This is a genomic window from Sphingobacterium sp. HSC-15S19 (genome assembly GCF_050433745.1).
Taxonomy (GTDB): domain Bacteria; phylum Bacteroidota; class Bacteroidia; order Sphingobacteriales; family Sphingobacteriaceae; genus Sphingobacterium; species Sphingobacterium siyangense.
In genome coordinates this window covers 130323-147085 of sequence record NZ_JBNPWQ010000011.1, presented here as the reverse complement: position 1 = coordinate 147085, position 16763 = coordinate 130323, and the positions used below count along the sequence as shown (strand labels likewise).

14 protein-coding genes and 2 pseudogenes are annotated in these 16763 nt (G+C 37.8%); 8 read left to right on the top strand and 8 right to left on the bottom strand.

Translation table 11 applies throughout. The features are described from left to right. Positions 1-24: 24 nt before the first annotated feature. Positions 25-1536, top strand: coding sequence for a SusD/RagB family nutrient-binding outer membrane lipoprotein (locus L1283_RS11220; protein WP_088160943.1), 1512 nt, complete (start codon positions 25-27; stop codon positions 1534-1536). Positions 1537-1595: 59 nt separating this feature from the next. Further along, positions 1596-1757 (top strand): annotated as a pseudogene (locus L1283_RS11215) (transposase); the annotation flags it as partial. Positions 1758-2303: 546 nt separating this feature from the next. Here the strand turns inward: L1283_RS11215 and fabF are convergent. The 3 genes from fabF to L1283_RS11200 all read right to left on the bottom strand — a co-directional run bounded on the left by fabF (position 2304) and on the right by L1283_RS11200 (position 4908). Next, positions 2304-3542, bottom strand: a complete 1239-nt coding sequence (gene fabF, locus L1283_RS11210) for a beta-ketoacyl-ACP synthase II (RefSeq protein WP_145329506.1) — start codon at positions 3540-3542, stop codon at positions 2304-2306. A gap of 61 nt (positions 3543-3603) precedes the next feature. After that, the gene (locus tag L1283_RS11205; RefSeq protein WP_075991866.1) at positions 3604-4197 is read right to left on the bottom strand and encodes a TetR/AcrR family transcriptional regulator; all 594 of its coding nucleotides are present in this window, start codon (positions 4195-4197) and stop codon (positions 3604-3606) included. Positions 4198-4281: 84 nt separating this feature from the next. Continuing rightward, positions 4282-4908 carry a helix-turn-helix transcriptional regulator gene (locus tag L1283_RS11200; protein WP_145329500.1) on the bottom strand — a complete coding sequence of 209 codons (627 nt, stop codon included), beginning with the start codon at positions 4906-4908 and terminating at the stop codon, positions 4282-4284. A 187-nt stretch (positions 4909-5095) separates the two neighbouring features. Between L1283_RS11200 and L1283_RS11195 the strand changes: the two genes are divergently transcribed. From L1283_RS11195 to L1283_RS11170, 6 genes and pseudogenes are all read left to right on the top strand, one after another. After that, positions 5096-5722, top strand: coding sequence for a superoxide dismutase (locus L1283_RS11195; protein WP_145329497.1), 627 nt, complete (start codon positions 5096-5098; stop codon positions 5720-5722). 1 nt (position 5723) lies between these two features. After that, a complete protein-coding gene (locus tag L1283_RS11190) occupies positions 5724-6221 on the top strand; it encodes a DUF2480 family protein (RefSeq protein ID WP_145329494.1) in 498 nt (165 codons plus the stop codon). Next, positions 6221-6775, top strand: a complete 555-nt coding sequence (locus L1283_RS11185) for an NADPH-dependent FMN reductase (protein ID WP_286851331.1) — start codon at positions 6221-6223, stop codon at positions 6773-6775. The genes L1283_RS11190 and L1283_RS11185 overlap by 1 nt, the downstream gene beginning before the upstream one ends. Positions 6776-7104: 329 nt before the next feature. Further along, positions 7105-7629: an IS110 family transposase gene (locus tag L1283_RS11180; protein ID WP_286851333.1), complete on the top strand. Its 525-nt coding sequence runs from the start codon at positions 7105-7107 to the stop codon at positions 7627-7629. After that, on the top strand, positions 7626-8069 hold the full coding sequence (locus L1283_RS11175; protein ID WP_286851335.1) for a transposase: 444 nt from the start codon (positions 7626-7628) through the stop codon (positions 8067-8069). The genes L1283_RS11180 and L1283_RS11175 overlap by 4 nt, the downstream gene beginning before the upstream one ends. Before the next feature lie 69 nt (positions 8070-8138). Further along, a pseudogene (locus L1283_RS11170) lies at positions 8139-8432 on the top strand (integrase core domain-containing protein). 335 nt (positions 8433-8767) lie between these two features. Here L1283_RS11170 and L1283_RS11165 read toward each other — a convergent pair. The 5 genes from L1283_RS11165 to L1283_RS11145 form a co-directional block, all read right to left on the bottom strand. Next, positions 8768-10057 carry an HlyD family secretion protein gene (locus L1283_RS11165; protein WP_286851336.1) on the bottom strand — a complete coding sequence of 430 codons (1290 nt, stop codon included), beginning with the start codon at positions 10055-10057 and terminating at the stop codon, positions 8768-8770. Then, complete coding sequence (locus L1283_RS11160) at positions 10058-12244, bottom strand: peptidase domain-containing ABC transporter (RefSeq protein ID WP_286851337.1); 2187 nt, start codon at positions 12242-12244, stop codon at positions 10058-10060. It lies immediately after the preceding gene. A gap of 160 nt (positions 12245-12404) precedes the next feature. Next, the gene (locus tag L1283_RS11155) at positions 12405-14066 is read right to left on the bottom strand and encodes a vitamin K epoxide reductase family protein (RefSeq protein ID WP_312352239.1); all 1662 of its coding nucleotides are present in this window, start codon (positions 14064-14066) and stop codon (positions 12405-12407) included. A gap of 99 nt (positions 14067-14165) precedes the next feature. Next, on the bottom strand, positions 14166-15578 hold the full coding sequence (locus tag L1283_RS11150) for a TlpA family protein disulfide reductase (protein ID WP_429626105.1): 1413 nt from the start codon (positions 15576-15578) through the stop codon (positions 14166-14168). Positions 15579-15762: 184 nt separating this feature from the next. Next, the gene (locus tag L1283_RS11145; RefSeq protein ID WP_286851340.1) at positions 15763-15951 is read right to left on the bottom strand and encodes a hypothetical protein; all 189 of its coding nucleotides are present in this window, start codon (positions 15949-15951) and stop codon (positions 15763-15765) included. Between the last annotated feature and the right edge of the window lie 812 nt (positions 15952-16763).

The following is a 16763-nucleotide window of genomic DNA, read 5'->3' as shown; positions in this document are numbered from 1 at the left end:
CGTAATAAAAATAATTTTACACTTATGAATACTTTGATTAAAAAACTTAAATATACACCAATTCTAGCCGCCTTATTGGTGTCGGGATGTACTAAAAATTTTGAAAAAATTAATACCGATCCAGATGCATTGTCAGATGTCCCTCCGCAAAACATGTTAGTAAATGTCATGCGTTATGCCGGAGACCAATTTGGTGGTGACGTTGACGGGTATGGTACATTTGCAGGTTATATTGTTAAAATTCAATATCCAGACAATTTGGGGGGATTAATTCCTTCGAATAATACCTATGGTAATCGCTGGGCTGCTTGTTACTACAATATCACTCAGATGAAGGATTTATTGAAGAAAACAGATGGTGCAGCAGAGAGTTACAAAAATATTCGGATTGTTGCCAGGATATGGAATAATTATATGTGGTCTTATTTATTGGATGGTTGGGGAGATATTCCTTACTCAGAAGCATTTCAAGGGCGTCCAGAGGACGGCTCCATCTTGAAAGCTAAATATGATAAACAGGAAGATATTTTCCCTGCTGTATTGGCCGATCTTAAATCAATTGCGGATGAAATGGCGGCAGGGATAGGTACGGATGAAATGGGGGATTATGATGTGATCTATGGAAAAACCAATAGTGGAAGTGCGGATATAAAGGAGCAAATGTTAAGGTGGCAAAAATTCTGTAACGCGTTGCGCTTACGGATGGCAATGCGGATTTCTTCTGTTGCGCCTGCATTGGCAAAATCGACTATTGAGGAAATTGCCAAGAATAAAGAGAAATATCCTATTATTGAGACAAACGCAGAAAACTGCCAGATGTTTTTCCCTGGTACTTTACCCTATATGGAACCTTGGTATGAATCAGGTATCAACGGTAACCGGATCAATAATTGGGGAATGTTTGATATTTTTATTGATCATTTAATTGAGACCAAAGATCCAAGGATAGCTTCTATCGCCCGAAAAAATAATGAAGGCAAGTATGTTGGATTTGTAAATGGTTCATTGACAAATCCGTCTCCTTCAACCTCGATTTCTTGGATTGGCGATCATTATATCAATGATCCTGCTGGAGCGGTACCTTTCTATAGGGCTTGTGAAACGTATTACCTGTTAGCTGAAGCTGCTTTATCCGGATACAATGTTGGTATTTCCGCAAAAACGGCCTATGAAACAGGGGTTACACTGTCCATGCAAGATAATAATATCGCAACAGATGACATCGCGGCTTATCTCGCTGATGCAGGTAAATTTGATAATACTAAAGACCGTATTTACTGGGACATGTGGGTAGCTTTGTTTAAAGAAAATTTTGAAGCTTGGAACCTGTACAGAAGAACTGGTATACCTAGTACAAACTATCCTTCGAAAATTCAAAAATTCAAAAAAGTACACACCGATCAACCATGGCGTTTGCCGTATCCGAATAATGAGTATTTGTATAATACAGAGAATGTTAACGCGGCTGCAGCTGGAACTGTGGATTACAATTGGGGTAAGCGGTTATGGTGGGCTAAAGATAATGGCAAAGAATAGTTTCACATGTTTATTTTTACGCAGCGGGGTAACTTCGGTTATCCCGCTGTTTTTTTATGATTTCTTTCGATTCTACACCGGTTAGGGTTTGCATGAATAAGCGGATTAAGGCGAATAGAGGGTATTTAAAGGAATAGCCGAAGTTGGAAAATCTACAATGGGCTGGCTACAAGCTTCATTTAGTCATCAATGACAGGGGCGGGATTTTGAATGTTCTGATTATGGCATGGACGCAAGACCTCTGCTTCGCTATCGTTTCGTGTCTCCTCCGATACATCTCCGTATCAGAGTCTGGGTGTATCCGTGGTGAGTGCGACATGAGTCCGTGGTGAGTCCGAGTTATACTCGGAGATAAGACAGTAGCATGGCTGTCAGAAAACGCTCTTATCTGCTCCTAAGTACGAATAAGGCCCGAAAATGCCTCGAATGATCTTCGAAGAAGGGGTTAAATAGTAGATAAGACACGGACTCCGTTCTGAAAAATAACACCAGTGACACACTATTGAAGGTCCTCAACGGATTTATATCTGGTAATGAAGGTCCTCAACGGATTTATATCTGGTAAATGGATAAATGGGCCAAATAGTTTTGTCGTATCGGTTAAAAATAAAAAATCTAGTTTGCTGATAACAAGAATTGAACAGGCATAAAAAAAGGTTTTCAAACGGGGAGAATGAAAACCTTAAATAACCAATTATAAACCTAAATTATGATACAACAAAGATAGTGTGTTTATTACACTTTGTCAAGAGTTATTTCAAAAAAAATTAAATCTTTTTGAAAACGATACTCGAATTGTGCCCACCGAAACCAAAAGCATTGCTCATTGCGGTTTGAACAGCTTTTTCTAATGGCTGATTGACGACAATGTGAATTCCCTCGGGAATTTCGGGATCGATATTTTCGATATTAATTGTTGCCGGAATTACATTATTGTTGATGGATTTTATGGCAATGATTGCTTCGATAGCGCCGGCTGCCCCAAGTAAATGTCCTGTCATTGATTTTGTAGAACTGACCCATGGATTATTTAGCTTTCCAAAAGCTCGTTGTACGGCTTTAAGTTCGGCGATATCTCCAACTGGGGTTGAAGTCGCGTGGAGATTTAAATAGTCGAGCTCATCGGTATTAATTTTAGCCTCCTCCAAAGCCAGTGACATGGCTTTTGCTACGGCTATCCCTTCGGGATGAGGCGAGGTCATATGGTAAGCATCTGCGGTCATTGAAGCTCCGACAAGCTCTGCGTAAATTTTTGCACCTCTTTGCTTGGCATGTTCATATTCTTCCAAGATAAGTGCTCCAGCTCCCTCACCCATAACAAAACCATCACGATCACGGTCAAAGGGTCTGCTTGCAGTCTGGGGGCTATCATGCCGGCTCGACATGGCTTTCATAGCAGAAAAACCGCCAACTGAAGCCGGGGTAATGGGGGCTTCGGAACCGCCGCTTATAAAGACTTTGGCTTTGCCGAGCCTAATGTAATTAAAAGCGTCCATAAAGGCCGTATTGGATGTGGCGCAAGCCGATACGGTAGTGTAATTGATTCCTTTTAAACCATACTTCATTGAAATCATGCCTGAAGCCATATTGACGATAAGTCTAGGAACAAAGAAAGGGCTGAATCTTGGTTTATAATCTCCTGTTACGTAGCTTTCTACCTCTTTTTCGAAAGTTTCCATACCGCCCTGGCCAACACCCCAGATGACACCGATATCAAATGGATCTATAGCATCGAGATCTAGTCCCGAATCTTCCATTGCTTGCGCTGCACTGTATAAAGCATATTGCGTAAAGAGATCACTCCGTTTAATCTCATTTCTATCTAAGTATTTTTCAGGTTGAAAGTGTTTAATTTCACTTGCAATCTGTGTTCGAAACAACGAAGCATCAAAACGGCTAATAAGCGTTGTGTGGTTTTCGCCTCGCAAAATGTTATCCCAAAATATGTCTATGTTTTCTCCCAGCGGGTTAATTGTTCCCATGCCAGTTATTACAACTCTTTTCATCTCTTTTTATTTTAATATAAACTTATAAATATACCAATTGGTATTTGTTTTTGTAAAAAAATTAAGCCTTAATCTCCCGATCCACCATTTCCTTCATTTTATCCAATACAATGGCAAGATCTTTTCCTCGTCCGGAAATCTTGGAAAGCAAGATTCCGCCTTCGACCATCGCCATAAAGGTGATGGCATAATTTTCAGCAGAAATATGCTGTTTAAATTCACCGCTTGCAACCCCTTCTTCAAGAATTAGAATTAACCGCTGTCTCCAAAGGTCAAAAGAACGTCTGACTTTGGGGGTTAAAAAAGATAGCGAATCATCGGCCTCCACGGCCGCATTCATCATGGGACAGCCTCCTGAAGCTGCGATATTTTTGAAATTGTCCTTGTAGAAATCTAGAAAAGACAAAAGCTTCTTTAGTGATGTTTTTTGCTGTATAATCTGCTGATTAACAGCTTCTGAAATTTTTCTGCTCTGATAGGTATAGACATGGGTAGCTAGGTCATCCTTGTCCTTGAAATTACCGTAGATACTTCCTTTTGTTAAACCAGTCGCTGTCGTGATGTCCGAGAGCGAAGTTGCAAAGTAGCCTTTTTTATTAAAGATGGGCGCAGTCTTTTCAATGATATATTGTCGTGTCTGTTCTGCTTTTGACATGTAATTCCTGTTCTTTTAATGCAAATATAAAAAATACTTTTTGGTATATTAATAATTTGTACAGGAATGCCTTAGAAATGGGTTTTATTTCGCCTTTGAAATGCGATAGGTGCAGCGGGGTGCATTTTCGATGATGTATTCTGTTCTGCATATACGATATGCCGGACCGATGAGTTGCTGAAAATTATTCAGTTCTGAACGGCAAAATCCCTGACATTCGGTTGCTGCTGCACATATGGGGCAATGATTTTCAATGAGAAGATAATCGTCAGCCTCTTTTTTCCATTCTGCCATATAACCTTCCGCCGTCCTTTTTGCGGCTATAATTTCAAGTTTTTTTTCGATGGATTCAATATCCGATAGTGCGTCAGTATATTTTTGATATACTTTAGACTCCCGATCACTGATAAGTAGATCCAAAGCATTCTCGCCGAGCACTTGTTTAATCGACTGCAGCAATTGTACTGTAATGTCGGCGTGACTATCTGGAAATCGTGCCATGCCCTGCGGTGACAGACTGTAATAAGTCGAAGGGCGGCCTATCCCTTCGCTCCGGGCATTGGAGACAATCAGGTTTTGATTCGCCAGGTTCAATAAATGTTTACGGGCCCCTTCTTTTGTTATAGCCAACTCTGTTGCAATCAAAGCTGCAGTGGCTTCTCGGCGCATTTTTAATAACATTAATATTCGATCAGCTGGATTCTTCTGCATTTGACAATAAAAAAGTTGTTTTATATAACATCAGCAAAGGTAGTGTTTTTATTTTTTGTTCTAAAATGTGTTTCAAACACAGGTTTATCCTTTTTGATTTATTTTTATGACTTTAATAAAACAACTAATTAGTTGTTTTATTAAGTTTGATTCTCTAGTTTTGACTTATCATAAAAACAATAAAACTATGCACAAATTTCAATTACCCCAGTTGGGATATGCCTATGCGGCACTTGAACCATATTTTGATCGCGAGACCATGACGATTCATCATCAAAAGCATCATCAAGCTTATGTTGACAATCTAAATAAGGCATTGGAAGGAACAGCAGGCGAAGCTGACGATCTATTGGATATATTAACAAGCGTAAGTAAATATAGCCCAGCAGTCCGCAATAACGGTGGCGGTCACTTTAACCATACGCTATTTTGGGAAATTTTATCGCCCAATCCAAAAACGGTACCCACTGGGAAGTTAGCCGATGAGATAAACGCCGCCTTTGGTTCTTTGGAAGAACTCAAAGCCAAGATCAAAAATGCGGGACTTGGGCAGTTTGGTTCGGGCTGGTCTTGGCTCTATGTAAAACATTCTGGCGCCTTAGCTATCGTAGCTACTCCCAATCAGGATAATCCGCTGATGGATACACAATCGATCGGCAGAGGTTTCCCTATTTTGGGGGTCGATGTTTGGGAGCATGCTTATTATTTGAAATATCAAAATAAAAGAGCCGATTATTTGGATGCATTTTGGTCGCTTTTGGATTGGTCTGTTGTTGAACAAAAATACGATACTGTGATTGCAGGCTTGGTTTGATATGTTTATAAATAAAGTTGAAAACACGGGTATATTGGCTTTAGATCTAATTGATTTTAAAACCGATCTTGCTATCCTAAGTTTTGACATCAAAACATTGTTGTATCAGGAAGCAATCGTTAAAGAAAAAGAATTCAGAGAAGCTTTGGCGGCGGTGGATTGGTCTGCTTTTCGAAATAAGGCGGTTGCCATTAGCTGTTCTGTGGACGCAATTATCCCGCCTTGGGTCTATATGGCCCTGGCGGAAAAACTTCATCCTGTTGCAGCGTATTACGATTTTAAGGCGATGGAGGATTTGGAAATAGACCTATGGATGCAGGCTTTACAAGCGATAGATTTGTCGAATTTTCAGCAGCAAAAAGTTGTCATACGGGCCCGTCCTAATATTCCGGCGTCACTTTATATGTTAGCGACAGAACGATTGATTCCTATTGTCCAGACGTTGATGTATGGTGAGGTTGGTATGCCAAAAGTTATTTTTAAAAAAGGGAAAGTATAATGAAAGCATTAATATTCAATGGCGCCTTGGAAAGAAGGCAAGAATCTACATCAGGAAAATTGTCACACTATTTTTCCGACCAACTGAACCAAAGGGGGGTTGAAAATACTATTTTTAATTTGGCTGATAGCGGAATACCCTTATTTGATTTGAGTCTCAATTGGGTACCCAATGCTGTTAAGATTATGAATACCTTGTTTCTTGAGGCAGATATACATTTTTGGTTGTCTCCGCTTTATCATGGAAGTATTCCCGGTGTCATGAAAAACTGTTTGGATTGGCTTGAAGTCAGCGCTAAAAATAAACCGGCTTACCTGACGGATAAACATATCGGACTGGTTTGTTGGGCCGATGGTGTGCATGCACTACAGGGCATTAATGCAATGGATGCTATCGCGAAGTCGCTCCGCACCTGGACATTGCCCTTTAGTGTGCCCATCATGAAATCTGGGCTTTTTGAGTCCGACAATCCAAATGGGTTGTCTTCGGCTTACCAGTGTAAGCTGGACTTGCTGATCGATATTGCTACGAAAAAGAGTAGTGAATCTCGTTGATAAAAAAAGTCACTCAAATTATCGAGGGCACTGAAAAAGTAGATATAAAATAGTCTATAAAAGATAAGCGGATGAACAGCTCGTAAGATGTTCATCCGCTTTCTTTTTTTGTTTTAATGTCTCGTCGTATGTTTGATTTAATCTCATAATATGTTTATTAGATTTGAAGAATGCGTGGTTAAGACAGTTGTCTCGTTGGTAGCAGGATACCGCTCAGGACGTTTCGTCACACGCTTTCTTTCATCTCAAAACTGGATAGTTCGATGGATCTTAAAATCTGCATTTACGACGATAGTTTTATAGATGTTATTTTATATTAAATCAATGCTATGAAATGGATTGGAATTGATGTAAGCAAAATCAGTTTTACGGTTGCTTACCCTACAGAAAACGCTTATCGTTCGGAAATCTTTAAGAACGATTGTAAAGGTATTAAACAGTTTATCACCACACTTCATAAGGACAATTACCAATGTATCCTGGAAGCTACAGGAACGTACAGCACTCTTTTGCTCTATTTGCTCCAAGAAGCACATATAGCTGTGTCCATGGTAAATCCTAAACAGATTAATCACTTTGCCAAGATGATGCTAAGTGTCACAAAAACTGATAATCTGGATGCTAAGTTAATTGCTATGTATGGAGAAAAAATGAAACCTGATATTTATAAGATTGCAAGCTTGGCCATTCAAAGACTTCGGCAAAAACGAACTCTACTTCGACAATTTAAGAAGCAATTACGTATGCTTTTAAATGTTCAGGAATCATTTCTCGCGCTACCAAAAGTCGACCAAACGGCAAACAAAGCTCTAAAAAAGAGTATTGCTTTCATTGAAAAGCAATACAAGAATTGAATCTTAAGATAGTCGCCGTAACCCGTAATGAATTTTCAAAACAGCTAGATCACCTGACATCTATTAAAGGGATAGGAAATGGAGTCGCGACTGAACTTATAATGGCAACTGGTGGTTTTGAGTATTTTAATTCAGCTAAAAAATTCGCAAAATACATTGGCGTATGTCCCAGCTATCAGCAGTCGGGAACATCAATTAAAACTAAAGGAATCATTACTCGTCATGGCGATCCAGAACTTCGCTCGCTACTTTATATTGCCTCCTGGTCGGCAATCCGATATAATACCCAGTGTAGGGAATTATATGAATGTTTAAAAATTAAAGGTAAATCAAGCAAGGTGGCATTAATGGCTGTTATAAATAAATTATTAAGACAGGCCTTTGCAGTTATTATATCGAATACGGATTACGTTGACAATTATACATGTTCAACAGAATAAATAGTTATAAAAAATTTGGAATTTAATATAGTTCGTCCTGAAATGAGTTGACAGCAAAGTTGACTTATTATGAAAAAACAACTCAAAGGCACTTACAGGCGCTCACAACGAGACTACACTTTAGCCTTTAAATTACAGGTTTTGATGCAAGTTTAAAAAGTCGAAGTGACCTACAAACAGGCGCAAAAACACTATGGGATCCAGGGCAGAAGTGCGGTTTTGGCTTGGTTAAGAAAATACAACACTTTCAGACCCCACAGTTGTTTGGGGGATATGACGCCTGAAATGTTTATCGAAAAACAGGTCAAAGGATTTTGCTTAGTTTCGTCTGCACATAGAGTGATCGCATATTTTGGAGAATAGGTTTTAGATGCGTTGTCCGGTTATTTTTAACCGCCCAAATTGAGATTTAAATCCCTTTTGGCTATTGCTTTTTGATATATCTAATTTGGTGTTTGCAGGCTCAAAAAGATTCAGCTGTACAGTTCCGGATTGGTGCCATTTATCTCCTAGAAATGTGCAGTCCTTGAGCTGATAGCGTACATAGTCCAGGTGATAAATATTTTGCACATTGGTATAGGGAGGATCAATAGCTTACAGGACCCTTTTAATCAATATACCGTTGGAAGTTTATAAACATTGTAGTATTAGAGATTTGAATTGTGGTTTCAGATCAATGTTATTCAATCTGTTTCGGGTTAAGCTGTAAATTTCAGCTTCTTTGTCAAATTGTCCCATATCCGCTTAAATATAGATTTATCCTCTGTAATTATTTCAGCATTTCCTAAAACCCCAGGTTTCAGTTTGATCAATGAATCTTGTTTTGATCTGATTAAGTCCACTTTCGTAAAGAATACACTGTCTTTTATCGGTATATCCGACATATATATTATATTTCCATGTAAATATCCATATTCAGTATAAGGGTAACCACGTACCTTTATTAGTACAGATTGTCCCAACTTAACCTTAGCTGATGCATCTTGGGAAAGCAAAATCTCACCGTAGTATTGCTCATTCTTAGGGTTGATATAGAATAGTTTCTGACCCAACGCAACGGACTGGTTGCTCTGTAAGAATTCCCCATATATCAACTTCCCATTTGACGGGCTTGTCATTACATATTGTCTTTTCCAGTTTTCTGCATCACTGATAAAGCTGTTAAGCCCCTGGATAAACTTTTTCTGCTCTTCCGAAATTTGGTTTTCGATGTCGGTCAGTTCCCTAGTCTTTGACAAAAGACTGTTCTGATAAGATATCAGGTTGTTTTCCATTTGTGGGATTGTTTGTCGCTTAGCCAACAAAAGAGTTTCCTTGTCCTGTAATTCAGCTGGACTAATAACCTTTTTATCTGCAAGAATTCTATAACGTTCAAACTCCCTCTCGGTGAGTTCCAATTGTTGTTTCTGAAGCTCAAAAGATTGACTGTTTTTGGCATACTGTTCTTGCGCATTAACAATCTCTTTATGAATTGTTGATCTGCGTTTTTGATAGATTCCATCATCGCCCGAGGACAAATAGTTTAGGTATGTTAGGTAGAAATTTTGATAGCTGGTTTGTAGCTCCCCAAGATTGAGATCTCTTGGTGCAATCAGTTTTTCCAGATTATAAGGCTGCTTTCCGTCCTGACGCAGCTGCTGAAGTCTATCCAAAAGCATTAATACCTGTTCATGGTCAGCTGTACTTTCGAGGTAGGCCAACGGCATTCCCATTGTGACCCATGTACCATCTTTTACCAACAGCTTTACGAGGTTTCCTCCCACTTTTGCAGAAATTACTTTGGGAGCATCAGCGGTATTGAACTTAATTGAGGTACTCACCATTTCGGGATAGCGAATGAATGTCGAAAGTCCTCCAATAATTAATATCGTAAGTAAGATAAACGTAATACCCCTTCTTAAAAGCCAAGAAGGCGGCTTTGCGATGATCTCCTGTAGGTCCTCCGAGTGTATACCAGATTCGGGTATAAATGATTTTTTCTTAGCCATCTAATTTCCTAGTTCTAATTGGTTTTTTACTAATTCAAAGTATTTACCGTGTGATGCTATAAGTTCTGCGTGGCTTCCTTGTTCAACAACGTTTCCTTTTTCCAACACGATAATATTATCCGCGTTCTTGACTGTACTAAGTCTGTGAGCAATCACAATTACCGTTTTTTTTTGAAAAAAACGGTCAAGATTTTCAATAATTATTTTCTCATTATTGGCGTCAAGAGAGTTTGTCGCCTCATCCAAAAATATAAACTCAGGCTCTTTATATACAGTTCTGGCAATCATTAAGCGCTGCCGCTGCCCTTGGCTAAGCCCCTTGCCGGATGTGCCAATTTTGGTAACTAAACCAAAAGGTTGCTCCGCAACGAATTCGTTTAAATTTGCAATTTCTATGGAATTATCTAGTCGTTGTCTATCTACGAACTCGGTATTGACGGTGATATTGCGTTCTATTGTATCAGCATAAATGTAACTGTCTTGGAGCACAGCACCACACTTTTCCCTCCATAGAGAGAAGTTAAACTGTTCCAACCGTTTGCCACCAACAAGAATTTCACCTTCTTCATATTCATAAAAGCGGAGCAGCAGTTTCAGTATCGTTGTTTTTCCACTGCCGCTGGTACCTACAATTGCTGTAGTCTTTCCTGCAGGAAAATACAAGTTTAAACGGTTGAAAATTGGTTCATTGCCAGCGCCATAGTAACGAAAAGTGAGATTCCGAATTTCAATGTCTTTTTTTTCAGGCAAGCTATCTAAATAATCTTTTTTTACATCTTCTTCATCCTCAGATTTATATATTTCATTGAGGCGATTCATACTAATTTTAGCGTCTTGAAAAGACTGAACAAATCCAAGTAACGCTTCCACAGGACTGCTGACCATTCCAACTATATATTGAACAGCCATCATTCCACCAAGGGTCATATCGCCATCAATCACTGCTTTGGCACTGACAAAAGTAATTAGGATGCTTTTGGTTTGATTAATTGCCAAAGAACCGATCGACTGATATTGCGAAAGAGCTAAACTTTTTACCTTGAATCTGAACAATCTCGCTTGTAAAGCTTCCCATCCCCATCGTTTCTGCTTCTGGGCATTATTAAGTTTGATATCTTTGATACTCTGAATCATTTCAACCATGTAAGTCTGATTCTCAGAAGAAATCTTGAATCGCTTGTTGTCGAGATCCTGCCTATATTTCATAAATAGAAGTATCCAAATAGTGTATAGCACAGTAGCAATAAAGAAGATCAAAAAAACTACCTGATTATAAATAACCAATAGCACGCCGAAGATTAGCATATTGACTAAGGAGAACAAAGTATTTAAGGTATCTCCCGTCAAAAACGTTTCAATGCGTTGCTGGTCCGTCATTCGCTGTATCAAATCACCATGCGTCTTTGTATCAAAAAAGCTCATGGGTAATTTCATAATCTTTATTAAGAGGTCTGTGAGGATCGAAATATTGACACGCGTACTAATGTGGAGCAAAATCCAGGATCGGATGAACGATACCGAAGTACTGCCCACAAATAACATGAGTTGCGCGATCAGAATTAAATTTATAAAACTGATGTTTTTAGTATTGATGCCTATATCTACGACTGACTGTGTCAGAAAAGGTGTGATCAGCTGTAGAACTGTGCCTAATACCATGCCCAATATCAGCTGTGTGAAGAGCTTTTTGTATCTATAGAAATAGGTAAACATTTTGCTCCATTTGAGCGAAGGGTCAGGTTCCTCCTCATCGAGTTCATAGAATTCGGGGCTAGGCCCTAGGATTAGTGACAGCCCTGAATGGATATCTTTTGAAGAATACCAGTTACTAGAAAACTCTTTACTATTATAGGTTATCAAACCTGTTGCAGGATCTGCAATATAGTATTTCCCCTTCTTAATTTTATAAAGTATGACGAAATGATTCTGATTCCAATGCAAAATACAGGGTAATTCTGCGTCTTGAAGCTGGTCCAAGTTAAGCCTGACACCATAGGTGCGAAATCCCAATTTCTCGGCAGCCTCGCTAATGCCGAGCATATTGACACCTGTATCCGTTGTTTGACAAAGTTTGCGAATCTTTTGAATAGACACAGAGTGTCCATAATATTTGAATATCATGCGTAGACAGGTGGCGCCACAATCCATCATGTCCATTTGCTCATAATAAGGAAAACTTTTTAGCATCTAAATCTTATACTATCTTTTTCCGAATGCAACCTGCTTGTCCGATGATCGATAGATTTTTCTTTACATATGACATCTACTTGCTCTGAGACATCTTAAGAGGCTGTTTACGATGTGTCGTCTGCTCGTTCAGGTGTTTGTAACCAGCACCGACTTCGTTTTAGAAAAAATACTTTAAATCGATAGGACTGTAAATTTCAGGAAGTTCTTTGCCATTAATGTAAAGGGTAGGAGTAGCACGAATTTTCATAGCCTCGCACCAGTTTCGCATCTCCAATACCTTCTCCGTTTGACGGTTCAATTCTCCATTCATAGGATATTTAACCGCAAATGCATCGTATTTCTTAACTGATGCCAGATACCAGTCATCGAGGGCTTCATGTACCTTTTGTTTTCCATATTTTTCCTGAATCGCCAGAAGGTGTTGGACGGGAGCTGTTTTAATATCTCTTTCGTCACCAGAAGCGGTAAATATAATTCGGAGCTTCACATTGCTATTTTTTCTAACAATTTCTTCAAGGATGAGATGAGTACTAGAACAAGGTTGGCAATAAGGATTACAAACCTTAACAATTTCATTTGCAGCACTTTCATTGCCTATAACCAGACCTATGCCATTGACAGGATAATTAATTGTTTCACTCTTCTCCAATATTGAAGCAAAAATCGTAGGGTTATATAAAAGCTTCTTCCATTTCATCTCATATTCTTTACTATCATTTGCTCGTTTCAAGATTGGAATAGACAGATTAGATGCAAGTAAAAATATAATTCCCAAAAAAATATTTAAAATGAGCTGAAGGTGATTTATTTGCTCGAATTTGAAATCATTATTGATCAGAAACACTATTCCCAAGCAAGCATTTACTAAGATCACAAATTGGGAACCAAGACAAAGCGGGCACCATTGTTGTATAACTCTCGCTTGGTAGTAAATAGAAAAGATCAAATAGGGAGTAATTATAATTGAAGTTAGCGACCAGATAGTCAAATTGCTGGCCTGACTAAAAAATATAAGCTGGCTGATAAAAAAGGTAGCAAAATAAGCCAATCCCCAAACTGACCAACTGATATCCATAAATTTTGATCGTGAAGAAGATAGTACTGCTTCGCAATTGGATTTCTTGCCAAGCATACCACAAACCTCCTTGATAAACGGATCCTGAGAATTCACATCGAGTTTAATCAACAGAGCAGATATGAAGCTTCCAAACAAACTCGTACATAGAAAAGCCCCGCCAATTAAAGTTAATTTAGAAATTCCCTGGCTAAAAAGAAGCAGCAAAGATACAATTAGTATCAGAAGAGAAATGTAAAGTGGTAATTTGCCTGAAAATTCTTCAGTTCGCTCCATTTTTCGATTCTGAACGTATCCAATTTCATTTTTTGCACCAGAACCATCGAGCAAAAGCACTACTCCTTTATCTATGTAGCTAAACTCAACAAAGGTTAATGTATTGATTTTATCTGTTAAGGGTTCTAAATAGGTAATGGAATTATTATCTGCCTTTGAAACTACTGTAAACTGAGAATTTGACCATCCTTCTTTCTGAACAGAACAGATAAAGGGGAGTTCGAAATCATCATAGGAATTATCTCCCTTTCGAAGGGCCGCGCTTTGAATAGCATATTCACCTAATGCATCTTTAATAGATAATAAGGACGGATAATCAACATTTGACTCTAGCAGCTCTTTTAACCTCCTCTCAGTGAATTTTACCTTGTATCTGTTTAAGACATACGAGCATACACTCAAAAGGTTATTGGATTTTTTTAAATTAAAAACACTCATAATTCGAATATCGTATACGGCGCCAAGCAACGCCGGGAATTTTATATTATTAACGCCTAAGCACTCATGGGCTCACGATATGGAGCCATTATTATTCATGATACGTAAAACAGTAATCCTATTTTATATTTAATCGTTGAGGGCTTTCTGAATCCAGGTCTTGGCGGTTTCTTCCAAATTATCTGGAGAAGTACTTCTTTGGCTCATATTTCCATTTTTATCAAAAACGATGTAGCTAGGGATATAGTCAAAGTTGTATTTTTTCATAATCGTAGCGAATTGGTTTTTATAAAGATAATAATGCTCGCCCATAAGCACTTTGGTTAGTTCGTAAAATCTGTTGCGGTCTGAAGATTCGTCTGTTAGATATAGGAATGTAATATCATCTCTATTTTCAAAACTTTTTTTGACCTTTTCCATTGCTGGGGAGGCAGCAAGACAGGGACCGCACCACGTTGCCCAAAAATCCACAAAGACTACTTTACCTTTGTGTTTTTCTAAGATAGTGCTCAAAACATCTTCATTTTTTTTATCGAATGGAAGAAAAAAAGTTTCCTCATTATTTTTCTTCTGATTACGCTTGTTAATCTCAGATTGATGCAAAATATAACTGCTTAATCGATTATTTTTAAAGTGGGCAATGATATCGTGTAGATTCTCGTTGCTTAATTGCTTTCCTTCATTTAAAGCCTTAATGTACGCGCTGGCGGTCATCATGTCAAGAAATAGATTACTATTGTCATGAGATAAATATTTAAACGTATTTTTTAGGCTTTCGGTAAAAACAATAGGACCAACTTTCAAAATATCAGGAAGCTCTAAAAGCGTATCCTTTTGGATGGTAAGCAAAAGGTCAAAATAGCCAGATGGAAGAAGGCTAACTGTATCTAAATATTCAGTTGTTATGAGACGGTCATAATATGACCTTGTTTTAACCGCCAGGTTGACTTCTTTTTTATCATCTATTCCTATCATTCTGTAATATGCCAAAAGGCTTTTTTTGTAGTCTTTTAAGAGTTGTGTAATCTGAAATGTTTTAATCAGTTCCGAATAATAGTTTTTCAGGAATTGGGACGGTGCATTTTTCACCAAAGAATCTTCCATTTGATGCATTTGAAGCATTTTAACTTCTACAAATTCCTTTTCGGAGGCAACTTTAGATCCTCTTTTCTCTACTGTCGGCCGGTAAGATAACATTTTCATAATGAGCTTTTCCTGAAAACCAGAATTGTCAAAAACCTCTTTGTAAGAACCATGATATTCCAGATCAAAATTGGCGGAATCGGTTACATGAAGGTTTATAAAATTGGTTTCATTCGGAATCAAAATAGTTGACAGGTAGCGGCCATTTAATCTAAAAAAAACAGAAGTGGGACCAAATGTGAATTCGGATAACAAAAGAGTCGAATCATTAACGCTCCTAAATGTCACCGGTCGGTCGCCTTGTAAAGGATTACTCATAAAAGGGCCATCAACTTCAACATCTTTAAAATAATTTGGTGATCCCCCTTGTAATATAAGTGAAACATAACCGTCAGACATATAATTACTCTGTGCGAAACAGTTCGATAGTAGTAACAGGAAGGACCCAATAAAAAATAGTCGTATTATTAGCATAATCTTACCCTAAAAAAGAAAGTGAAGTTGTTTTTTTGATGTGGTAAATTTGGTATTATACAATTTCCATAAAAATGAGAGTGTTGCAATAACACTCTCAAAAAATCTGTTATTTAGGGATACATCCCCAAATTCCCATATAGTATCCACAACGTCCTGGTGCTGAATCTGTTGTTACGCAATCTGTCTGATCTGCCCCACGACAAGGAACTGGTTTAAGACCGCCAACAACTGATTTTAATTGTTCTCTCGAAAGAAGTTCTTTACTTTGAATGGATTTTAAATTAATCTTTTTCATAACTTTGTTTTATAAGATTATAATGCCCGCTCACTCCGGGACATTTTCGGAGGGCCTTTTTACAGAGAACCTTCTGATGGCTTAGGTCTGCTTGCAACCTGCCTAAGCCTTTTTTTCTACGTAGTTCTTTAGATTAAACCTTTTTGCCAGCTAGCTGGCAGTTTATACAGCCTATACCGAGCACAATAGAATTAACCGGCCATCTGTTTTTTTTATCTGACTCTTAGATTCGATGTTTTCTGTTCTTCCATGAATCCACATTTGTCTATATAATACCTTTTTATGCTGCAATTTGATGTTTACACCAAAATAATAGATTATCTCGCCATCAAAGTTCATTTTACCTGAATCGAAAGATTGTAGCCATTTCAGCTGCTATGGAGAATATATGAACAGAAGGGCGAAATTGGTAAAAGGGTATTTCATTTTTTGAAAAATGAAATCTTCAATCTTGTATCTTGAAAAATGGTTAATGAATGCATATGTAGAAGTACTGTTCAAATATTGAGACCGCTGTATAGCTCTTTGGAATAAGGTGCATAAGACTTTGCAATGGTTCAATATATATTGACAAGTATCAGTTAGCCTATTTTTTAAGTTAATATTATGTAATAATTTCATTATTATATAACTGAATTAATTTTAGAGTTATTATTGTTGGTGTATTGTATGTCATTGATTGTAAGTTGTTTATAATTTTTTAAAAATAATTGTTAGCTTGTAAGAAAGTAAGTATTCCTTCTATTATGTTAAATTTAACACTTTATTTGAAGTGTTTTATTAATAAAGTAAAAAAACTACACATTTGTGTA

Bases quoted from the DNA above. Each gene is read 5' to 3' on its own strand.
- fabF (WP_145329506.1), bottom strand. From the start codon at position 3,542: ATGAAAAGAGTTGTAATAACTGGCATGGGAACAATTAACCCGCTGGGA.
- L1283_RS11160 (WP_286851337.1), bottom strand. From the start codon at position 12,244: ATGCTAAAAAGTTTTCCTTATTATGAGCAAATGGACATGATGGATTGT.
- L1283_RS11200 (WP_145329500.1), bottom strand. From the start codon at position 4,908: ATGCAGAAGAATCCAGCTGATCGAATATTAATGTTATTAAAAATGCGC.
- L1283_RS11185 (WP_286851331.1), top strand. From the start codon at position 6,221: ATGAAAGCATTAATATTCAATGGCGCCTTGGAAAGAAGGCAAGAATCT.
- L1283_RS11180 (WP_286851333.1), top strand. From the start codon at position 7,105: ATGAAATGGATTGGAATTGATGTAAGCAAAATCAGTTTTACGGTTGCT.
- L1283_RS11205 (WP_075991866.1), bottom strand. From the start codon at position 4,197: ATGTCAAAAGCAGAACAGACACGACAATATATCATTGAAAAGACTGCG.
- L1283_RS11150 (WP_429626105.1), bottom strand. From the start codon at position 15,578: ATGTCTGACGGTTATGTTTCACTTATATTACAAGGGGGATCACCAAAT.
- L1283_RS11190 (WP_145329494.1), top strand. From the start codon at position 5,724: ATGTTTATAAATAAAGTTGAAAACACGGGTATATTGGCTTTAGATCTA.
- L1283_RS11165 (WP_286851336.1), bottom strand. From the start codon at position 10,057: ATGGCTAAGAAAAAATCATTTATACCCGAATCTGGTATACACTCGGAG.
- L1283_RS11220 (WP_088160943.1), top strand. From the start codon at position 25: ATGAATACTTTGATTAAAAAACTTAAATATACACCAATTCTAGCCGCC.
- L1283_RS11195 (WP_145329497.1), top strand. From the start codon at position 5,096: ATGCACAAATTTCAATTACCCCAGTTGGGATATGCCTATGCGGCACTT.
- L1283_RS11145 (WP_286851340.1), bottom strand. From the start codon at position 15,951: ATGAAAAAGATTAATTTAAAATCCATTCAAAGTAAAGAACTTCTTTCG.